The sequence below is a fragment of the Streptomyces marokkonensis genome, from assembly GCF_039539045.1.
In the GTDB taxonomy this organism is placed as follows: domain Bacteria; phylum Actinomycetota; class Actinomycetes; order Streptomycetales; family Streptomycetaceae; genus Streptomyces; species Streptomyces marokkonensis.
Genome location: NZ_BAABCQ010000015.1, coordinates 19,959 through 40,483 on the forward strand (window position 1 = coordinate 19,959; position 20,525 = coordinate 40,483).

Genomic DNA, 20,525 nt, shown 5'->3' on the forward strand with positions numbered 1-20,525 from the left:
CGCGGGGCCGGCCCGACGTTCAGCGGCTGCCGGCCCCGACGGTCTCGCGCGGACGCCCGGCCCGCACGCGCTCACGCCGGTCGAAGAAGGCCAGCAGTGGCGACGCCATGACGGTCGTCGTGATGGCGACCACCACGAGGGCGCTGAACATCGCCTGCGTCACGATGCCCGCCGCGAGACCCAGGTTGAGGGCGACCAACTGCATCAGTCCGCGTGCGTTCATCAGCGCCCCGATGCGCAGGGCCACCGGGTTGGGCTCACCCGCGGCCCGTGCCGCGAGCCAGCAGGCGCCGAACTTGCCGACGACCGCGACCACCACGCACCCGGCGGTGAAGAGCAGGACCGGCCCCGAACCCAGCAGGGTGAAGTCGGTGTTCAGCCCCGAGTAGGTGAAGAACAGCGGCACGAAGATCAGGCCCACCGGCTTCAGCGTCTCGACCGTGTGGTCCAGTCGCGGCGAGCGGGGGAAGACGACGCCGAGGCTGAACGCGCCGAAGACCGCGTACAGCCCGATCACGTCGGTGTACCAGGCGACCAGGAACAGCACACCGACGAGGGCGAGCAGGAGCTGGTCCGGACCCGTGCGTTCGGCGAGCAGCACCGTGCGGCCGCGCAGGCGCATGGTCACGGCCAGTACCGCGATCAGGCCGCAGCCGCCGGCGAGGGCCACGGAGACCTTCCCGGCGCTGCCGCCCGCGATGCCGAAGACCCCGGCGAGCAGCACCCAGGCAGCGGCGTCGTCGACGGCTCCGGCGCCGAGGGAGAGCGCGCCGAACCGGGTCTTCGCCAGATTCCGTTCGGCGATGATCCTGGCCAGCATCGGGAACGCGGTCACGGCCAGGGCGACCCCGACGAACAGACCGGACACCGTCAGGGACACGTCCGGGGCGAGCGCGCCGGTGCGTTCACCTGCGGCGAAGATCAGCAGGACCCCCAGCAGCAGGGGCACCACCAGCCCCGCCATCGACACCAGCCCGGCCGACCGGGCGACCCCGCGGAGCCGGTCCGCCCGGAAGTCCCAGCCGACGTGGAACATGAACGCCACGAGGCCGATCTGTCCCACCACGTAGAGCACCGGCCGTAGTTCCGTGGGGAAGAGGGCCGACTCGACGCCGGGCAGCAGGGCACCCAGGACCGACGGGCCCAGCACCACGCCCGCGAGCATCTCCCCGACGACCGGCGGCTGTCCGACGGTCTGCACCAGTCGGCCGACGACCCGGCAGACGGCGAGGATCACGACGACCGCGAGGAAGAACGCGGGCCCCAGCTCCGTGGTGCTCATCCGTCGCTCTCCTTGTGGTGGGCGACCGGGCAGCGCCCGGCTCGCGGTTGTCCGAAGTACCGGGCCGCCGGCCGTAGCCGGCGGGCGTGCAGCACCATGAGCGTGCCGAGCACCAGCTGCCGCACCCCCCGGGTGACGTCCTCCACCCGGTCGCGGAACCGGACGAACCGGCGCGCGGCCCGCAGCAGCCGGGGGGCCGGGGACAGGCCGCGGGGGATCAGCAGGCAGGGCGCGCGGTGCGGGTTGGAGCGGGTGTGCGAGGCCGACGAGTCCAGCCGGAACCGGCGGAGCACCTCGCGCACCGCTGCGCGCAGGACGATCGGGGACACCCGCCACGCGGGGCAGGGGCGGTTCGCCGCCACACCGAACGGGATGTACCGGTCCCTCCTGGCGCCGGGGCGGTCCCAGCGGTCCGGGTCGAACTCACCGGGCCGCTCGTGGCCCGTGGCCTGGTAGTCCGGATAGCTGAAGCACACGACGGACCCGGCCGGCAGTACCGTCGAGTCGTCGAGCGGGACCTCGCCCGTGGTGATCCGGTGAGCGATGCCGAACAGCGGGTACATGCGCAGCGTCTCGTCGATCACGTGCGCGAGGTACCGGTCGTCCTCCGGGTCCGCCGACAGGCGCCGTTGTACCCCCGGATGGCGGGCCAGTGCGAGCAGGACGTGCGCACTCGCCTCGGACAGCTGGACGACCGCCGTGTTGAAGAAGGTGCCCTGCAGGTAGTGCGCCTGCTCGGACGGCGACAGGGAGGCCGGCAGCCGGTGGGGCACGTCTCCGGCCGCGATGCGTTCGCTCAGGTACGCCGTCAGCCGGTCCCGGCGCCGCGGGTGCCGCAGACCGGTGCACTTGAGGGCGTTGATCACGTCGTCGGCGTGCGCGGTGATCAGGTCCCGGGCGTCCGGCGGGCACGGCCGGCGGAAGACCAGCTCGTAGGCGAAGGCGGCCCAGGCGGGCATCATCAGGTCCCGCAGCCGCACCAGGCTGACCCGGGAGTCCGCGACCTCGTCCAGGGCCCCCGCGACGGCCCGCCCGGCCGCCTCGGCCAGCCCGTCAGAGCCGCCCGCGAGGATGCGCCGGGTCGTCGCGGCGACCTCGTCGTAGCACTCGCCGGGCTCCAGGTGCTCCTGGTGCACCTCCGGTCCCGGCGCGAGCCAGTACCAGAACAGGTCGGACAGGCCCGCGCCCTCGCTCCGCCCGTTCACGGCCGGGTGGGCGTACACCTGCTCGAACACCTCCGGGCCGTAGTCGGCGTTGGGCAGGGTCACCACCCGGTCGCCGTTGACCTTCTCGAAGACGCGCACCCGCAACGCCACCACCGCGCGCGGCAGCCACCAGGAGGTGGGGCCCGACCCGCCGCTCACCACGGCGCGTCCCCGCGGGCGACCATGTCGGCGCTCAGATCGGCGTTTCGGCGCCCGCCGCACAGGGCCAGCGTGTGGTCGTACTCCTCGCGCAGCGTTCCCAGGACCTCGCGGACACCGGCCTCTCCGGTGGCGGCCAGTCCCCACAGCACGGGGCGCCCCACGCCGACGGCCGCCGCGCCCAGCGCGAGGGCGACGGCGACGTCGCCGCCCCGGCGTATCCCGCCGTCCAGGAGGACCGGCACCGCACCGGCGACGGCATCGACCACCGCGGGCAGACAGTCGACGGCCGCTGCGGCGGTGTCGCACTGGCGGCCCCCGTGATTGGAGACGATCACCCCGGCCGCGCCGTGACCGACGGCCAGCCGCGCGTCGGCCGGATGAAGCACCCCCTTGACCCACACGGGAAGCGAGGTCATACCCACGGTCTCGGCGAAGTCCCGCCAGGAGGCCGCCGGATGCATCGGAATGTCGGTGAGGTCGCCCGGTGGGGAGCCGGGCAGGCCGCGCATGTTCTCCGCGGCGTAACCGGGCGGAAGGTCGGTGAAACCGTTGCGCAGGTCCCTGGTCCGCCGGCCGAGGAGCGGCGAGTCGACGGTGACGACCAGCGCCGTACAGCCGGCCTCCTCGGCACGCCGCACCAGCGCCTCGGTGACCTCCCGGCGGGGATGCGGGTACAGCAGGAACCACACGGCCGGATCCGGGCCCCGCTCGCGGGCCGCCGCGACGACGGCGGCCACCGCCGTCGTCGCGGCGACACCCGTCACCAGGACGGCGCCCTCGGCCGCGGCCGCACGCGCCGTGGCCCGCTCGCCGTCCGGGTGCAGCAACCGGTGGAACGCGGTCGGCGCGACCAGCACCGGCGACGCCCGCCGCGCGCCCGGCAGGTCGACGGCGGTGTCCCGCTCCGTGCCGCCGCGCAGCACCCTCGGCAGCAGCGCGTACCGGCCGAACGCCCGCTCGTTGGCGGCCAGCGCGCGCTCCTCGCCCGCGCCGCCCGCCACGTAGTCGTAGTGCACCGGGTCCAGCGTCGTGCGCGCCGCGTCGCGCAGTTCGCGCAGGGTCACGGTGCCACCGGGAGCTCTGCGCCGCGGTGCGTGGTCAGGAACGCCCGCAGCGGGGCCCGGTGGTACTCCTCGCTGTCCCACTCGTTCTCCAGGTTCGACGCGAGATGGTGCTCGGCGACGAACTCGCCGTGCCGGTACCAGCGCACCACCGGGTGCAGGTAGCGGCCGTCCAGACCCGAGACGTCGTACTGGGACGTACGGCCGGCGGACACGTCGAAGGGGTCGACGCGGTCGTGGTCCGCCCCGTACTCCAGGGTGATCACGGCATGGGCCTCGGCCTGACCGAACTCCCCGTCGCGCACCGCGTCCGGTACGTGGGCGACGGGTACCTCCTCGGCGTAGCGCATCGTGCCGTCCGGAGCGAGCAGCAGCAGATCGCCGAGGACGGCGAACTGCTGCCACAGGGCGGAGGACCGGTTGATCCGGGTGATCACGGCGTCGACGGCCCGCTCCGTGGCGTCCCCCAGGTCCGTCGCCGGCCAGGGCTCCTGGTGATGACGCTGCCGCAGCCCCCGGTGCAGCGCCCGCACCGTGTAGCGGAAGCCGTGGATGAAGCCGGTCGTGGCCTTCTTGAAGTCACGGCCCTGCATCAGCGTCCCGGCGAAGTACAGCCCGGGCACGTTGACCGACTCGCCCAGCGGTGTCAGCTCCGGGAACCGGCCGTCGACGATCAGGTCCGGCGTACAGGTGTCGTCGAACAGCGAGGCGTCGAACCGGAAACCGGTCGCGACGATCACCCGGTCGTACCGCAGGTCCTTGACCACCTCGTCGGCCCGTTCGAAGGCGACCTGGACCCGGTAGCCGTCCCCGTCCCGGTGGATGCCGAGCACCCGGCCGTCGAGGAGGGCGTTCTGCGACTTCAGCTGGTAGCTGTCCAGGAAGTTGTTGTAGACCGCGCGCAGGTGCCCCACGTAGTGCGTCCGCCAGGCCATGCGCAGCGAGCCCGAACCGGCGACGTGGATGACCGCCGCGTTCTCCATCAGGTTCTCCGCCGTCTCGAAGGCGGAGTTGCCCCGACCGATGATCAGCACCCGCTGGTCGGTGTAGGACGCCGGATCGGTGTCGATCGTGTCGTAGCGCTCGGCCAGTTCGACGCCCGGGATCGACGGCAGGTTCGGCACCGGCATGCCGGTGGCGACCACGAGGTGCCGCGCCCGCCACACCGTTCCTGAGTGGTCGGTGACGCTGAACCCTTCGGCGTCGCGGGAGACACCGCGGACGGCGGTGTCGTACCGGACCCGCACCCCGGTCCGGGAGGCGAAGTCCGCCAGGTAGCGCACCAGGTCGTCGGCCGGCGGGAAGTAGCGGGGGCTGTACCGGGTGAACAGCAGCTCCGGGTCGTCGCTCAGCAGCGAGTTCCAGTCCATCCGCAGCCGCAGCTCCGGGTCGTCGTACCCGGTGTGCACCTTGTTGTTCGAGATCAGGCTGCGGTGCCGGGGGAACCGCGTGAAGAACGCGCCCGGAACACTTCCGCGCTCCAGGACGACGTAGTCCGCGCCGTCCCGCTCCATGAGGGAGGCGAGTTGCAGGCCGGCGGGGCCCGCTCCGATGATGAGATAGTCATGGCTCATGGCACGGAAGGTAGCCACGGGATTTCAGAGCGTTCTGAGATCCCCCTCCTACGTTTCCCGGTGTGCTCACCCAAACGGACACCGTCTCGCTCACCGGCCCTCTGGACTCCGTCGCGCTGCGCCGCGCGGCGGCCCCCCTCACCGTCACCGTGGACGACGAGGCACGCGCCCGCCTCGAACGCGGCCGCCTGCTGTTCCACTCGCTGCGGCACGGCCCCGACGGCGAGGGCCGCCGCGTCTACGGAGCCGACACCGGCTTCGGCGCACTCGTCGGCTACGCCGGCCGCGCCGACGACGCCGACCAGTGCGACAACACCCTGGCCCACCTCGGCGCCGGGCAGGGCCCGGACCTGCCGCCCGAGATCGTCCGCGCCGCCCTGCTGCTGCGCACCCGGTCCCTCGCCCAGGGGCTGTCGGGTGTGTCGGCCGAGGTGGTCGAACGGCTGGCGGCGATGTTCGCCACCACCTTCGTCCCCGCCGTCCCACGCTACGGTTCCGTCGGCGCGAGCGGCGACCTGATCCCGCTCGCCTACGCCACGCAGGCGCTGCGCGGCCGGGGGCACGCCTACGTGGACGGCCGCCGCATGCCGGCCGGCGACGCGCTGACCGCCGCCGAACTGCGTCCCCTCGCGCTCGACGGACGCGACGCGCTCGCCCTGGTCAACGGCACCTCCGTCACCACCGCGGCCACCGCGCTGGCCCGCGACGCCGTCCGCGCCGCCCACCGCTCGCTCACCCTGCTCACCTGCCTGCTGACCGACCTGCTGGGCTGTGACACCGGCTTCGTCGACGCCGACCTGCTGCGCGCCTACGGCCACCCGGGCGCCGTCGAGGTGGGCGGCCGGATGCGGCGGACCCTGGAGGGCGGCGCGCCCTCGGGCAGCCGGCCGCTGCAGGAGCCGTACAGCATCCGCTGCGCCCCGCAACTGCTCGGCGCGGCCGAGGACGCGCTGTGTCACGTCGACGGTGTCGTCGCGGCCGACCTCCGCGGGATCAGCGACAACCCGCTGTTCTTCCCCGGCCCCGGCGGCCCTGGAGGATCCGGCACCGACGGCGTGGGGGCAGGGAAGGTGGTGCACGGCGGGAACTTCTTCGGACAGCCCGCCGCGTTCGCCGCCGACCTGCTCGCCTCCGTCACCGCCCAACTGGGCAACCTGGCCGAACGACAGCTCGACCTCCTGGTGGATCCCGCCCGCAACGGCGGGCTGCCGCCGATGCTCGCCACGGCACCGGGCGCGCAGCACGGCCTGCAGGGCGTGCAGCTGGCCACCACCGCGTTGGTGGCGGAGATCCGCCGCGCCGCGACACCGGCCGGCATGCAGAGCCTGCCGACGAACCTGCACAACCAGGACGTCGTCCCGTTCGGCACCCAGGCGGCCCTGCGCGCCTACGACATGGCCGGGCTGCTCGGCCTGCTGTGCGGGTCGCTCGCACTCGGCCTGCGCCAGGCCGCCCACGTCGGAGCCCGGCGCCCCACCGCCCCCCGGTGCGGCGGACTCCTGGACGCCCTCGTCGACGCGATCGACCCGGTCGACCCGGACCGCCCGCTGGACGCGGACGTCCGTGCCGCCGCACGCCTGCTGGTCACGTACGACCAGCCTTGGCCCGCCGCGTTCCGATGCGGGGTACCCGACTCCGGGGCGGCGGTACGGCGGCGGCCCGGGGCCCGCCCAGGGGGAGCCGGATGACGAACCGGGCTCCGTGTCCCGGGCGACCGGTCGCGGCGACGGTCCCGCCGTGGTGGGTGACGACCTCCCGAAGCAGGGCGAGCCCCAGCCCGTACCGGCCGCCGCCCCCGCCCCGGTGGAACCGCTCGAAGAGCCGTTCCGACTCCGCGGGATCGAAGCCGTTCCCGGTGTCCGCGACGGCCAGCGTGACCGTGCCGCCGGCCCGGGTCAGGGTCACCTCGATCCGTCCGCCCGCCGGGGTGTGCCCGATGGCGTTGGCCAGCAGCTCCCCGACGGCCCGGCGCAGCGCCGACTCGACACCGTCGACGAACAAGGGGTGCGGAGGGCCGTCCACGGCGACGGTGAGTCGGCCGTCCCGCGCCCGGTCCGCCTCCTGCGCGACCACCGAACGGGTCAGTGCCATCAGATCGACCGCCCGGTGCTCCGACGGCCGCGCCGGTCCCGCCGCGAGGCTCGCGGACAACAGCAGGTCGTCCAGGACCTCACCGAGCCGGCCGACCGAGCCGACCAGCCGGGTCAGCCCCTCGCGGTGCGGGGCGGGCATGCCCTGCGCCACCGCCTGCCGCGACAGCAGCTGCGCCCGCGTGTACACCTGGGTGACCGGGGTGCGCAGCTCGTGGCTGGCGTCCGTGACGAACCGGCGCTGCCGGGTGAGTGCCTCGGCCAGTGGGGACACGGCCAGACGCCCGAGGACCACTCCGGTGGCGGCGGCGGCCAGCAGGCCCACCACCTCGGCGACGCCCAGCGCGAACCACAGGTGCCTGCGGTCGGCCAACTGGAAGCGCATGTCGAACACCGCCTGGACCACCCTCCCGTCCCCCCTGACCTGTGTCCGCACCAGATACTGGGTACCGTCGCGCCGCACGGTGCGCTCCACGGCCTCGTGGGTCCGGCGCACGCGATCCATGTCGGTGTTCACGGGGAAGCCCGCCGGCGCGTTGGCCAGCGGGGTCGAGCCACGCGCGAACAGCCAGGTGCACACCGGCGGGCTGGACAGGTCGCCGCGGGCCGCGCCGTAGCGCAGCTCCCGCCACACCTGGTCGCTCTGCGCACGCGTCATGACGGTGTCGGCGACACCGCCGACGACCGTGACCAGCAAGGTGATGATCACACCGGTCAGTACGCCGATGCGTAGGCGCGCCCGACGGACCGCCGCCCGGTCGGTGAACGCGGAGGAGGTCACAACGCCCCCAGCCGGTAGCCCAGTCCGTGCACCGTGCGCACCACCTGCCGGCCCAGTTTGCGGCGCAGGTAGTAGACGTAGGTGTCGACGATGGAGGACGCCGGTGCCTCCTTGAACACCAGCCGGCGCAGCTCCGCCCGGGTGTGGACGGCGTCGGGGCGCGAGGCGAGCGCCCACAGGAGGGAGAACTCCCGCGCGGCGAGCGCGATCCGCTCGCCGTCGGCCAACTCCACCTCACGCGGGCCGACGTGCAGCTGCCCCGAGCCGATCCGCAGGACGTCACCGCCCTCCAGTGAACGCCGGCACAGGGCGCGCAGCCTGGCCCCGAGTTCGTCCAGCTCGAACGGCTTCACCAGATAGTCGTCGGCGCCGGCGTCGAGGCCGTCGACCCGGTCGTGCACGGTGCCCATGGCGGTCAGCATCAGCGTCGGAGTGCGCACCGCGCGCGTCCGCAGCCGGCCCAGCAGGTCGAGGCCGTCCAGCACCGGAAGCCGCCGGTCGACGACGAACACGTCGTAACGCCGGGTGAGGCCGAGATGCAGACCCCGTTGACCGTCGTTGGCGACATCGACCGCGTAGCCCTCCTCCCGCAGGACCTCGGAAAGCATGACGACCAGTTCCCGGTCGTCCTCTATCAGCAGCAGCCGCCACGGAATACGCGCGTGCTCCTGTGTCATGTCCGCTCCTATTCAGCCCCGCACCGCTGTCAACGCCGCTTCTGGGTAAGGAAGTTCCCCAACAGGAACGCGAGAGCAAGTGAGGAGCCGGGTGACGGGCAACACCGCCTCGGCGAGTGCCCGCGGCCGCGGGCACGCGACTGGCGAGACGGCCGCGGGCACGCGACTGGCGAGACGGGTGCGGGCACGCGACTGGCGAGGCGGGTGCGGGGTGCGTGCCTCTCGTGACGGGTACGGGCCGTACGGCACCCACCTGGCCCGAAGCGGCCGGCGGACTCACTCGCACCGCTGGACGACACTGCACGCCCACCGCCGGCCGGCCGCCGGTTAGCCTGACCGCATGCGTGTCACGAGGGAGCTGCCGGCGCTCGCCGCCGGCGAGGTGGACGTGCCCTTCGTAATCAAGGGGTACGAGGAGGTCGTCGCCGACGACACGGCCTGGAACGAACACTCGCACCCGTGGCACGAACTGCTCTGGAACGAGCACGGCGCGTCCACGGTCGTGGTGGGAACCCAGGTGAGGTGCGTCACGCCGACACTGGGGCTGTGGATGCCGGCGGGGCAACTGCACTCCGCCTCCGCGGTCGCGGGCACCTCCTACCGGGCGCACTTCTTCCGGCACGGCACGGTGTCGGCGCTGCCCGACGTGCCGGTCGCCGTGGACATCACCCCGCTGCTCCGGCTCCTCCTGGAGCGACTCGAGGAGGAGGACCTGTCGCCGCGCTCCCGGGCCGTGACCGAGGCGATGGTCCTCGACGTCCTGCGGCCGTCGTCCAGGGCGCTGCTGGTGCAGTTGCCCACCTCCGCGCTGCTGCGGCCGATCGTGGACGCGGTCCGGGCCGACCCCGCCCACCAGCGGACGCTGACCGGCTGGGCGGCCGTCCTCGGGTGCAGCGCCCGCACCCTGACCCGCGCGTTCCAGACCGAGACGGGCACCAGTTTCGCCCGCTGGGTCGCCGCGGTACGGGCTCAGCACGCGGTACAGCTCCTTGCCCGGGGTTTCGAGGTCGACGTGGTGGCCGACGCGGTCGGCTACCGCTCGGCGAGTGCCTTCGGGGCGGCCTTCCGGCGGACGACGGGGGCGACTCCGGGCAGGTTCCGGGTCCGCTGACGGACCCATCGGTGTCCCGATCGCTACAGAGGCTGTCGAAAAGACTCGATTGATGCGCGCGCGGCAACTCCATACCCTGTGCAGGTAAGCCTTACCTAACCCTGCTGCGTGTGCCGTGCCATGCTCCGTGACCCCCTGAGTCCGTGACCCCCGAGTCCGCGGTCCGGAGCGTGGGCCCCGGCACCGCCGACCGAAAGTGAAAACACGGGTCGATGAGAACTCCACGCCTTCCTGCGCTCGCCCTCGCGGCGGCCCTCCTGTCCGGCCTCACCGCCTGCGGCGGCCAGGACGGTGACCAGGGGAAGCAGGACGACAGCAGCGCCGCCGGCGCCGACGGCTCCGGCCAGTTCCCCGTCACGGTGAAGCACGCGCTCGGGACCACCGTCGTCCCGTCCGAGCCCAAGCGCGTCGCCACCGTGAACTGGGCCAACGAGGAGGTGCCGCTCGCCCTCGGCGTCGTCCCCGTCGGCATGGCCAAGGCCAACTTCGGCGACGACGACGGGGACGGCGTGCTGCCCTGGACCGAGAAGCGCCTCAAGGAGCTCGACGCCAAGACACCCGTCCTGTTCGACGAGACCGACGGCATCGACTTCGAGGCCGTCGCCGACACCAAGCCCGACGTCATCCTCGCCGCGTACTCCGGGCTGACCGAGCAGGACTACGAGACCCTCAGCCAGATCGCCCCCGTCGTGGCCTACCCCGAGGCCGCCTGGGCGACCCCGTGGCGCGACATCATCCGCCAGAACAGCAAGGCCATCGGACTCGCCGACGAGGGCGACAAGCTCATCGGCGACCTCGAGGGGCGGATCAGCGAGACCGCCGCCAAGTACCCCCAGCTCAAGGGGAAGACGGCGATGTTCATGACGCACGTGTCCTCCAAGGACGTCAGCCAGGTCGGCTTCTACACGACCCACGACACCCGCACCCAGTTCTTCACCGACCTCGGCATGAAGATCCCCGCCAGCGTCTCCGGGCCGTCCGAGTCGACGAAGAAGTTCGTCCTCACCAAGAGCGCCGAGCGCATCGACGACTTCAACGACGTCGACATCATCACCGGCTACGGCGACGACACGGGCGAACTGCTGGGGGCCCTCAAGGACGACCCGCTCACCTCCAAGCTGGCCGCCGTGAAGCGGGGCTCCATCTACCTGCTGCCCGGCAGCACCCCGCTGGCCACCGCCGCCAACCCCACCCCGCTGTCCATCCCGTACGTCCTGGACGACTACGTGAAGGCACTCGCCGAGGCCGCGGACAAGGTCAAGTGACCGTCACCGACACCCCGACCGCGCCGGACGCCGTGCTGCTACGGCGTCCGGCGCGCGTCCGCGTCCTGTGGCTCCTCGTGGTCGCCGCGGTCCTCATCGCCGTCATGACGGCCTCCCTCGCCTTCGGCTCCCGCGGCGTCGCCTGGTCCGACGTGTGGGCGGCGCTCGGCGGCGCGGAGTCCACCCTGGAGGAGGCGGCGGTCGCCAAACGCATACCTCGCACCCTCCTCGCCGTCGTCGTGGGCGCCGCCCTCGGACTCTCCGGCGCGGTCATGCAGGGCGTCACCCGCAACCCGCTGGCCGACCCCGGCATCCTCGGCGTCAACATGGGCGCCTCCCTGGCCGTGGTCACCGCCATCGCCTACTTCGGCCTCGCGTCGGCGGACGGATACATCTGGGTGGCGATGCTCGGAGCGGCGCTGACCGCCGCCTTCGTGTACGCCATCGGCTCGCTGGGCCGCGGCGGCGCCACCCCGCTGAAGCTGGCCCTCGCCGGTGCCGCCATCACGGCCGCGCTCACCTCCCTGGTCAGCGCCGTCGTACTGCCGCGCAACGACATCTCCGACACCTTCCGGCTGTGGCAGATCGGCGGCGTCGGAGGCGCCTCCTACGACCAGCTCGGCAGCGTCCTGCCGTTCCTCGGCGCCGGGTTCGTCATCTGTCTGGTCTCCGCCCGGGCCCTCAACTCGCTGGCACTGGGCGACGACCTGGCCGCCGGACTCGGTGAACGGGTGGCCCTCGTACGGGCCGGCGCGGCGCTCGGCGCGGTCGTGCTGTGCGGCGCGTCCACCGCCGTCGCCGGGCCGATCCTCTTCGTCGGTCTCGTCGTACCGCACGCCTGCCGGCTCCTGGCCGGCGTCGACCACCGCTGGCTGCTGCCGTTCTCCGCGCTGAGCGGCGCGATCCTCCTGACGGCCGCGGACGTGCTGGGCCGGGTCGTGGCCCGGCCGGCCGAGATCGACGTGGGCATCCTGACCGGGATCATCGGTGCCCCCTTCTTCATCCACATCGTCCGACGCCAAAAGGTCAGGTCCCTGTGAGCGCCCCAGCCGTCCGCGCCCCGTCCACGTCGGCGGCCGTCACCCGCGCCCGGGTGCGCGGCGCGTACCGGCGACGGCTGCTCGCCTCGACGCTGCTGCTGCTCGTCGTCGCCGCGTTCGTCACGACGCTCATGGCCGGCCACACCTTCTACCCGGCCGGTGACGTGCTGCGCGTCGTCATGGGCGAGCAGGTGCCGGGCGCCTCCTTCACCGTCGGCACCCTGCGGCTGCCCCGGGCGGTATTGGCGCTGACCGCCGGATTCAGCTTCGGCATGGCCGGCGTCACCTTCCAGACGATGCTCCGCAACCCGCTCGCCAGTCCCGACGTCATCGGCATCAGCGCGGGAGCGAGCGCGGCGGCGGCCCTGGCCATCGTGACCTTCTCGATGAGTGGGACCGGGGTGTCGATCATCGCGATCGCCGCCGCGCTCGGAGTGGCGCTGCTCATGTACACCCTCGCCTTCCGCGACGGGGTCGCCGGAACCCGGCTCATCCTGATCGGCATCGGTATCGCCGCCATGCTCGACAGCGTCACCTCCTACGTCCTGTCGCAGGCCGGCGAATGGGACCTCCAGGAGGCGATGCGCTGGCTCACGGGCAGCCTCAACGGCACCACCTGGGAGGAGACCGTGCCCGCCGTGCTCGCCGTACTCGTGTGCGGCCCGGTGCTGCTGGCCCGGGCCCGCGACCTGAGCGCGCTGAGCCTGGGCGACGACACGGCCTCCGCGCTCGGCGTCCGCGTCGAACGCACCCGCGTCACGGTGATCGTCGCGGCCGTCGGGCTGATCGCGTTCGCGACGGCGGCCGCCGGACCGATCGCCTTCGTCGCGTTCCTCTCCGGGCCGATCGCCGCCCGCCTGATGGGGCCCGGCGGATCCCTGCTCGTGCCCGCGGGACTGGTCGGCTCCCTGCTCGTCCTGGTCGCCGACTTCACCGGCCAGTACGCCTTCGACACCCGCTACCCCGTGGGTATCGTCACCGGCGTCCTCGGCGCGCCGTACCTCGTCTACCTGATCGTCCGCACCAACCGGGCCGGAGGCTCACTGTGACCGCGTCCCACACCCTCGCCACCGAGGACCTCACGCTCGGCTACGGCGACCGTGCCGTCATCGAGGGTCTGGACCTGACTCTCGCGGCCGGGCGCATCACGGTGATCGTCGGAGCCAACGCCTGCGGCAAGTCGACGCTGCTGCGCGCCATGTCCCGGCTGCTCGTCCCGCGCACCGGCCGGGTCGTCCTCGACGGCAAGGAGGTCCACCGCACCCCCGCCAAGGAACTCGCCCGCACACTGGGCCTGTTGCCCCAGTCACCGGTCACCCCCGAGGGCATCACGGTGCTGGACCTGGTCGGCCGGGGCCGCCACCCCCACCAGCGCGCCTTCTCCCGCTGGACGGCGAAGGACGACGCGGCGGTCGCCGCCGCCCTGGAGGCCACCCAGACGACCGACCTGATGGACCGGGCCGTCGACGAACTCTCCGGCGGCCAGCGCCAGCGGGTGTGGATCGCGATGGCGCTGGCCCAGCAGACCGACCTGCTGCTGCTCGACGAGCCCACCACGTTCCTCGACATCAGCCATCAGGTCGAGGTCCTCGACCTGCTGACCGACCTGAACCGGACCCGCGGCACCACGATCGTCATGGTCCTGCACGACCTCAACCTGGCCGCGCGCTACGCGGACCGGCTGATCGCCCTGGCGTCCGGACGACTGCACGCCGCCGGGACGACCGAGGACGTGATGACCGAGGACACGGTCCGCGCCCTGTACGGGATGGAGAGCCGCGTCATCGAGGACCCGGTCTCCGGCAAGCCCCTCGTCCTGCCGATCGGCCGCCACCACACGACGGACACCACGGAGGCCGCCCGGACCACCGCGTCGGACACCTCCGGCACCGGCGCCGAGGTCCGGACCACCGCGTCGGGCACCTCCCGCTCCGGCGCCGAGGTCCGGACCACCGCGTCGGGCACCTCCCGCTCCGGCGCCGAGGTCCGGACCACCGCGTCGGACACTTCCCGCTCCGGCGCCGAGGTCCGGACCACCGCGTCGGACGCCTCGCGCAACGGCACCCCGAAGTCCGGAGCGAGGCCTTGACCCCGAAGCTCGCGGCGCTGCTGCCCGACCTCGCGCCCTGGCGTTCCTCCCGCGACTTCCGTCTGCTGTGGACCCAGGGCCTGGTCACCTACCTCGGCAGCGTGATGGCGCTGATCGCGCTGCCCCTCCAGATCAAGGACCTGACCGGCTCCCCGCTCGCGGTCGGTGCGATGGGCGCCGTCGAACTCGTCCCGCTGGTGGTCTTCGGACTGTACGGCGGAGCACTCGCGGACGCGGTGGACCGGCGCAAGGTCATCGTGCTGACCGAGGCGGGACTGGGGCTGCTGGCGGCCGTCCTGCTCGTGAACGCGCTGCTGCCGAGCCCGTTGCTCTGGCCGCTGTACGTGGTGGCGGGCGGGGTGGCGGCCCTCGCCGGCCTCCAACGGCCCGCGCTGGACTCGCTGCTGGCCCGGATCGTCCCGCACGACCAGCTCGCCGCCGCGGCCGCGCTGAACGCCCTGCGCTGGCAGGCCGGCGCCATCGCCGGCCCCGCCCTGGCCGGCCTCGTCGTCGCCTACGCGGGCAACGTCCCCGCGTACGCCACCACAGTGGTCTGCTTCTGCCTGTCGGTCCTGATGTGCCGTCGGCTCTCGTCCGTGCCGCCCGTCGAGCACGCCGCCAAACCGTCGTTGCGCGGCATCGCCGAAGGGGCCCGGTACGCCTGGTCGAGACCGGTGCTGCTGGGCACCTACGCGATCGACCTGTCGGCGATGTTCTTCGCCTTCCCGAACACCATCTTCCCCTTCCTCGCAGACGAACTCGACGCCGACTGGTCGCTGGGGCTGATGTACTCGGCGGGCGCCGTCGGGTCGCTGCTGGTCAGCCTGACCAGCGGCTGGGTGTCCAGAACGCAGCGGCACGGCCTGCTGGTGGTCTTCGGCGCCGCCGGCTGGGGCCTGGCCATGGCGGCGGCCGGCTGGACGTCGCAGGTCTGGCTGGTACTGGTGTGCCTCGGCCTGGCCGGAGCGGGGGACATGCTGAGCGGGCTGGGCCGCTCCACCATCTGGAACCAGACCATCCCCGACCGGCTGCGCGGCCGCCTCGCAGGCATCGAGGTCCTCTCCTACAGCGTCGGTCCGCAACTCGGCCAGGTCCGCGCCGGCGCCATGGCCGGCTGGACCGGCGCCCGCCCGGCGATCTGGACCGGCGGCCTGGCCTGCGTCGCCGCGGTGGGCATGCTCACCGTCGCACTGCCCAGGCTCGTCAGCTACGACGCCCGCACCGACGAGGACGCGGCTCGCCGCCGAGCCGACGAGGAGGCCGGACCCCGGGCGCGGGACACGACCGGCTCCGGGCGTGAGGACACGGACCCGACCGCCCTCACTCCCGGGCCGGGTGGGGAGAGCGGGTAAGGGGTAGGGCCGCGTAGGAGCGGTCTCCCGCCGGCTTCCACGGACCGCCGGGAAACTCGTCGTGGTCACAGCTCCGGCCGGTGCTGGAGCGTGGTCCGACGTCGGAGTGGGCCGGCGGTGACACCCGGCAGCTCGCGCGGCTGCCGACCGGCCCGTTCGGACCGGTCATCGGGTGTCCATCCCGCGCAGCGGGCCGGGGGTGAGCGCCGCGATGAGGCAGACGCCGGTGGCGACTCCCAACACGACGCGCCCGAAGCCGGTGACCCAGTCGGTGAGCATGACCGCGCTGCCGGCCAGCACGAGCGCGTAGCCGACGGCGGTGGGGAACGTGAGCGTCACGGGCCACACCGGCCGTCGCTTCGGTTTGCCCCTGTCCTGAGGGGCGGAGAACGCGAACGGCAGGACCGCCAGGAACCAGAGTGTGCCGCACAGCACGAGCTGGCGGCCGGAGAGGGCGCGGCCGTCGAGGAGACGGGGCAGGTCGGCCTGGTAGCCCTGCCAGTTGCTGAGCCACGAGGTCAGGGAGTCGCTGGAGTCCTCTCCGATGTAGGCGCCGATCGCGGGCGCGGAGGGCGCGTAGATGACGCTGATGCGGTCGCCCTCGGCGCGGGGGTCGTCGCTCTTGGTGGTGACCCGGGCCGGGTGCGTCAGCCCAGTGTCGTCACGGAGCCCGACCGTCAGGCTCTGGGTCACCGCGTACCGGTGGCCGGTGGGTCGACCGTCGTGCACGGAGTAGTGGCTCTTGACCCGCCGGGCACTCAGGATGGGGACCTCCGCGACGACCGCGCCCGCATCGCGCAGTACCTCGAGCCGCGGGTCGGCGGTCACGTCGCCGGCCGGCAGCAGCAGCACCAGCCCGGCCAGCCAGCCGACCGTACCGACCGTGCCGAGGAGCGCTCCTGCGCGGCGCAGCCTGTGGCGTCTCGCGGAATCCCGCGGGAGAACGAGCCCGGCGTCGCGCAGGGCTCGCTCCGCCTCGGCGGTCTCGACCGGGCCGGTGAACACGCGATGAACGAGAAGGACCACCCATACCAGACCCGCGACGGCCAGGCAGCCGGCCACCACCGCGGAGCGGGCCTGCGGACCCGGCCAAACGACCCAGGCCAGGAGTCCGGCCAGGGCCGCGGCGGGTGCCACGGTGACGACACCCAGCAGGACGGGGATGCGCCGAACGACGCGCCGCAGCCGGTCGGTTTCCGGGGACGCCCGCTCTCCTGCCCGTCCCAGGGCGTGCAGGGCCGCGTCCGCGTATCCGGCGTCCCGGTACCAGGCTGCCGCGGGCGCCCGCAGGAACACCTCGGTCGAGTGGAGGGCGAACGCGACCAGCATGGCGACGGTGCCGACCACACCCAGCAGGCCACGGGGCGCGCCCTCGGTCATCATGGCCCCGCTCATCAACAGTGCCAGGGCGTACCAGCCGATCGCCGGCCAGGTGACCGTCAGGGGCCACATGGTCCGCGGGTCCCAGGTGCCGACCTTGCGGGCCGGGTCCACGGGTGCCTCGGGGCCGCCCGTCACGGTGCCCGCTTCCCAGGCCGAGGTGCCCGGCGGGAAGACGGCGCGGACCCGGACGGCGCGGTCGTTGTCCAGTACCAGCACGGCGGCGCAGTCGTGACGCTCGGCCCCGTCCGCCGGGAAGACGCGTCTCCCTCGCCTCGGGTCCCAGCAGAGCCAGAGGTCCCGGTCCCGCAGGCCCTGGGCGAGTTGTCGGGAGGGTATTCGCAGAACGCGGACGGTGACCCGGAGGCCGCCGTCGGCGGCCACCACACCCCCGTCGCGGACCGTGCCCCGCAGCGCCCGGGTGCGGTCCGGCAGGACACGGCCGACCGTGCCGTCCACGTTGAGTACGCAGCAAAGGACGATCACCGTGATCGCGCCGCCCCACATCCACAGGCGTCCGTCGGACAGCAGCCGCCCCGACCTGTCGGGATAGGCCGCGGACACGAACCAGAACCCGACGGCCCAAGCCGTCAGCGACGTGCAGTAGAGCCCGGACAACCACCGCCACCCCACCGTCCCGGGGACGGTGCGGGGAAGCGCGGGCGGCGGCCCGACGGGGCGGGGACCGGCCGACACCGCCCGTACCACGTCGGACGGCCGCAGCCGCTGACGCAGGAGCCCGTACCCGGTGAGCACGAGCAGGCCCAGAACAGCGGGCGCGAGACAGAGCATCAGCAACAGGAAACGCGCGTCGCGATCCTCGGCGAAGGCCCACACACCCATCGCCGCGAGCGCGGACAGCGGCACGATGGACAGGAAGAGCGCCACCGCGGGAGCCTCTTCCGCCGCCACGCGCGCGCTGTGCCGATCCCTCGCGTCTCCGGTCGACCCGGCCACGGCCGTCAGCCCGGCAGGGGATCGAACGGACAGGCCCGGCGCGCCGGTTGGCCCCGGCCCGTCGCGGCGGCACCCGTCCGTCGTCCCTCCTCGCCCTCACCGTCGGCTGCGCAGCCGACGGTGAAAGAACTGTCGCAGGCGATACCCGTGAAGACTCTGGCGATCCGCATGAGGCGAGCCTAAGGGCGGGCCCGCCTCGGGATACGCGGGGGACGAGGCGGCGACGGTGCCACGTGGAGGAGGACAGGCCCACGCTCGTTCTCCCGGGATTGTCCCGGCGGGCCTTCTTGCTGTTGGGTTGGGGGGTGTCGTTCGGATCTTGCCGGGGTCGAGGGGTCTGGCGCGCACCCCTGTGGCGTTGTCGCCGGTTGCCGGGGCTCCGCCCTGTCGCCCTCCTCCGCCTTGCGGCCGCACGCACCAGACCCCGCTCGGGTCGAGTCGATGGGAAGGCGCCGCTGCCTGGGCTCGGCCTGATCCAAACGACACCCCCCAGCCGACCGACGTACCAGAACAGCGAGGCCGGACATGCGATTCACGACCCGCCCCACCCTCCAGGGCACCTTCGGCATGGTCTCCTCCACCCACTGGCTGGCCTCCCAGTCGGCCATGGCGGTGTTGGAGGACGGAGGCAACGCCTACGACGCCGCGGTGGCCGGTGCCTTCGTGCTGCACGTCGTCGAGCCGCACCTCAACGGGCCCGCCGGGGAGGTGCCGATCCTGCTCGCGCCGGCGGGCGGCGAGGTGCGGGTGCTGTGCGGGCAGGGCGTGGCGCCGGCCGGGGCGACGGTCGCGCACTACCAGGGGCTCGGCCTGGACCTCGTCCCCGGCACGGGACCGCTCGCCGCCGCCGTGCCGGGCGCCTTCGACGCGTGGCTGCTCCTGCTGCGTGACCACGGCACCAAGCCGCTGGCCGACGTACTGAAGTACGCCATCGGCTACGCCGAGCACGGGCACGCGCCCGTGGAGCGCGTCACGGAGACCGTCGAGACCGTGCGGGAGCTGTTCGAGACGGAGTGGCCGTCCTCGGCCGAGGTATACCTGCCGGGCGGCCGTCCGCCCCGCCCCGGCGAGCTCTTCCGCAACCCCGCCCTCGCCGCCACCTGGAAACGGCTGCTCGGTGAGGCCGCGGGGGCGGGGGACCGGGAGACGGAGATCGACGCGGCGCGGGCGGTCTGGCGCACCGGGTTCATAGCCGAGGCCCTCGTACGGCAGGCCGGGCGGCGCACCATGGACACCAGCGGCGACCGCCACACCGGCACCCTCACCGCCGCCGACCTCGCCGGCTGGTCCGCGTCCTACGAGGCGCCCGCGACGTACGACTGGAACGGCTGGACCGTCTGCAAGGCCGGCCCCTGGAGCCAGGGCCCGGTCCTGCTCCAGCAGCTGGCGCTGCTCCCGCCCGAGCTGCCCGCCCACGGCACCGCCGACTACGTCCACCTGCTGGTCGAGGGCTGCAAGCTCGCCATGGCCGACCGGGAGGCCTGGTACGGGGACGCGGACGGTGCGGCCGGGGTGCCGCTCGACGACCTGCTGTCGCCGCGGTACAACGCGGCGCGGCGGGCGCTCGTCGGCGACAAGGCGTCCTTCGAGCTGCGACCCGGCAGTCCGGGCGGGCGCACCCCGCGGCTCAGCGCCCACGCGCGCGTGGCGGCCGTCGAGGGCGAGGGCCTCGACGCCCCGGGGGTCGGCGAGCCGACGGTGGCCAAGAGCCCCACGTCCCCCGTGCCGGGCGAACCGGACGTCGCCGCCGACGGGGGCACCCGCGGCGACACCTGCCACCTCGACATCGTGGACCGCTGGGGCAACATGGTCTCGGCCACGCCCAGCGGCGGCTGGCTCCAGTCCAACCCCGTCGTCCCCGAACTGGGCTTTCCGCTCGGCACCCGGCTCCAGATGACCTGGCTGGAGGAGGGCCTGCCCAACTCGCTCACCCCCGGCCGCCGGCCCCGCACCACGCTCACGCCCTCGGTGGCCCTGCGCGACGGGGTGCCCGTCATGGCCTTCGGCACGCCCGGCGGCGACCAGCAGGACCAGTGGCAGCTGCACTTCCTGCTGGCGGTCGCGCTGCGCGCCCCGGTCCGCGGCGGTCTCGACCTCCAGGGTGCGATCGACGCCCCGAACTGGCACAACGACAGCTTCCCCGGTTCCTTCTTCCCGCGTGGCATGCGGGCGGGCAGCGTCACCGTGGAGTCCCGGATGCCGGCGGAGGTCGTCGAGGAGCTGCGCCGCCGCGGGCACGACGTGACGGTCGGCGACGCCTGGTCGGAGGGGCGGCTGTGCGCGGTCGCGCGGAACCCGGAGACGGGCGTGCTGTCGGCGGCGGCGAACCCGCGCGGAGCGCAGGGCTACGCGGTCGGCCGCTGACCCCGAACCTCGTGTGCGCGGACCCCGACCCCCACGCCCGGGCTCTCCGCACCCACGCCCGGGCTCTCCGCACCCCGTGTTCGTGCCGATTCCACCCGGAGTACACCACCCGGGTGGGGATTGTCAGTGGGGCGT

General features: G+C 73.4%; 14 protein-coding genes and 1 pseudogene. 8 read left to right on the forward strand and 7 right to left on the reverse strand.

Annotation, left to right across the window (positions count from 1 at the left end; all coding sequences use genetic code 11):
- Window positions 1-19: 19 nt before the first annotated feature.
- From ABEA26_RS05790 to ABEA26_RS05805, 4 genes are read right to left on the reverse strand one after another with little or no spacing between them, the layout of a single operon-like run.
- Window positions 20-1,282 (reverse strand): cation:proton antiporter, encoded by a 1,263-nt coding sequence (locus ABEA26_RS05790; RefSeq protein WP_345589827.1) that lies wholly within the window; start codon window positions 1,280-1,282, stop codon window positions 20-22.
- On the reverse strand, window positions 1,279-2,646 hold the full coding sequence (locus ABEA26_RS05795; protein ID WP_345589829.1) for a cytochrome P450: 1,368 nt from the start codon (window positions 2,644-2,646) through the stop codon (window positions 1,279-1,281). The genes ABEA26_RS05790 and ABEA26_RS05795 overlap by 4 nt, the downstream gene beginning before the upstream one ends.
- The gene (locus ABEA26_RS05800; RefSeq protein ID WP_345589831.1) at window positions 2,643-3,713 is read right to left on the reverse strand and encodes an alpha-hydroxy acid oxidase; all 1,071 of its coding nucleotides are present in this window, start codon (window positions 3,711-3,713) and stop codon (window positions 2,643-2,645) included. The genes ABEA26_RS05795 and ABEA26_RS05800 overlap by 4 nt, the downstream gene beginning before the upstream one ends.
- Window positions 3,710-5,284 (reverse strand): NAD(P)-binding domain-containing protein, encoded by a 1,575-nt coding sequence (locus ABEA26_RS05805; RefSeq protein WP_345589832.1) that lies wholly within the window; start codon window positions 5,282-5,284, stop codon window positions 3,710-3,712. The genes ABEA26_RS05800 and ABEA26_RS05805 overlap by 4 nt, the downstream gene beginning before the upstream one ends.
- Before the next feature lie 62 nt (window positions 5,285-5,346).
- Between ABEA26_RS05805 and ABEA26_RS05810 the strand changes: the two genes are divergently transcribed.
- Complete coding sequence (locus ABEA26_RS05810) at window positions 5,347-6,972, forward strand: aromatic amino acid ammonia-lyase (protein WP_345589834.1); 1,626 nt, start codon at window positions 5,347-5,349, stop codon at window positions 6,970-6,972.
- Here the strand turns inward: ABEA26_RS05810 and ABEA26_RS05815 are convergent.
- The gene (locus tag ABEA26_RS05815; protein WP_345589836.1) at window positions 6,869-8,155 is read right to left on the reverse strand and encodes a sensor histidine kinase; all 1,287 of its coding nucleotides are present in this window, start codon (window positions 8,153-8,155) and stop codon (window positions 6,869-6,871) included. The genes ABEA26_RS05810 and ABEA26_RS05815 overlap by 104 nt on opposite strands.
- Window positions 8,152-8,832, reverse strand: a complete 681-nt coding sequence (locus ABEA26_RS05820) for a response regulator transcription factor (protein ID WP_345589838.1) — start codon at window positions 8,830-8,832, stop codon at window positions 8,152-8,154. Before ABEA26_RS05820 ends, ABEA26_RS05815 begins: the two co-directional genes overlap by 4 nt.
- Window positions 8,833-9,172: 340 nt before the next feature.
- Here ABEA26_RS05820 and ABEA26_RS05825 point away from each other — a divergent pair, with 340 nt between their 5' ends.
- From ABEA26_RS05825 to ABEA26_RS05850, 6 genes and pseudogenes are all read left to right on the forward strand, one after another.
- Complete coding sequence (locus ABEA26_RS05825) at window positions 9,173-9,943, forward strand: helix-turn-helix transcriptional regulator (protein WP_345589840.1); 771 nt, start codon at window positions 9,173-9,175, stop codon at window positions 9,941-9,943.
- A gap of 212 nt (window positions 9,944-10,155) precedes the next feature.
- Window positions 10,156-11,208: an iron-siderophore ABC transporter substrate-binding protein gene (locus ABEA26_RS05830; RefSeq protein WP_345589842.1), complete on the forward strand. Its 1,053-nt coding sequence runs from the start codon at window positions 10,156-10,158 to the stop codon at window positions 11,206-11,208.
- Window positions 11,205-12,248: a FecCD family ABC transporter permease gene (locus ABEA26_RS05835; protein WP_345589843.1), complete on the forward strand. Its 1,044-nt coding sequence runs from the start codon at window positions 11,205-11,207 to the stop codon at window positions 12,246-12,248. Before ABEA26_RS05830 ends, ABEA26_RS05835 begins: the two co-directional genes overlap by 4 nt.
- Window positions 12,245-13,297 (forward strand): FecCD family ABC transporter permease, encoded by a 1,053-nt coding sequence (locus ABEA26_RS05840; protein ID WP_345589845.1) that lies wholly within the window; start codon window positions 12,245-12,247, stop codon window positions 13,295-13,297. Before ABEA26_RS05835 ends, ABEA26_RS05840 begins: the two co-directional genes overlap by 4 nt.
- Window positions 13,294-14,109: pseudogene (locus tag ABEA26_RS05845) on the forward strand (ABC transporter ATP-binding protein); the annotation flags it as partial. The gene ABEA26_RS05840 and the pseudogene ABEA26_RS05845, both read left to right, overlap by 4 nt.
- Window positions 14,110-14,333: 224 nt before the next feature.
- A complete protein-coding gene (locus ABEA26_RS05850; RefSeq protein ID WP_345589847.1) occupies window positions 14,334-15,689 on the forward strand; it encodes an MFS transporter in 1,356 nt (451 codons plus the stop codon).
- Between the two features lie 165 nt (window positions 15,690-15,854).
- Here ABEA26_RS05850 and ABEA26_RS05855 read toward each other — a convergent pair whose 3' ends face one another.
- Entirely contained in the window at window positions 15,855-17,981 is a 2,127-nt protein-coding gene (locus tag ABEA26_RS05855) for a hypothetical protein (protein WP_345589849.1), read from the reverse strand.
- Between the two features lie 570 nt (window positions 17,982-18,551).
- On the opposite strand from ABEA26_RS05855, the gene ABEA26_RS05860 reads away from it, so the two are divergent.
- Window positions 18,552-20,390, forward strand: coding sequence for a gamma-glutamyltransferase family protein (locus tag ABEA26_RS05860; protein ID WP_345589851.1), 1,839 nt, complete (start codon window positions 18,552-18,554; stop codon window positions 20,388-20,390).
- Window positions 20,391-20,525 lie beyond the last annotated feature (135 nt).

Coding starts and splice junctions, on each gene's coding strand:
- ABEA26_RS05790 (WP_345589827.1), bottom strand. CDS start 1,282: ATGAGCACCACGGAGCTGGGGCCCGCGTTCTTCCTCGCGGTCGTCGTG.
- ABEA26_RS05805 (WP_345589832.1), bottom strand. CDS start 5,284: ATGAGCCATGACTATCTCATCATCGGAGCGGGCCCCGCCGGCCTGCAA.
- ABEA26_RS05820 (WP_345589838.1), bottom strand. CDS start 8,832: ATGACACAGGAGCACGCGCGTATTCCGTGGCGGCTGCTGCTGATAGAG.
- ABEA26_RS05825 (WP_345589840.1), top strand. CDS start 9,173: ATGCGTGTCACGAGGGAGCTGCCGGCGCTCGCCGCCGGCGAGGTGGAC.
- ABEA26_RS05830 (WP_345589842.1), top strand. CDS start 10,156: ATGAGAACTCCACGCCTTCCTGCGCTCGCCCTCGCGGCGGCCCTCCTG.
- ABEA26_RS05860 (WP_345589851.1), top strand. CDS start 18,552: ATGCGATTCACGACCCGCCCCACCCTCCAGGGCACCTTCGGCATGGTC.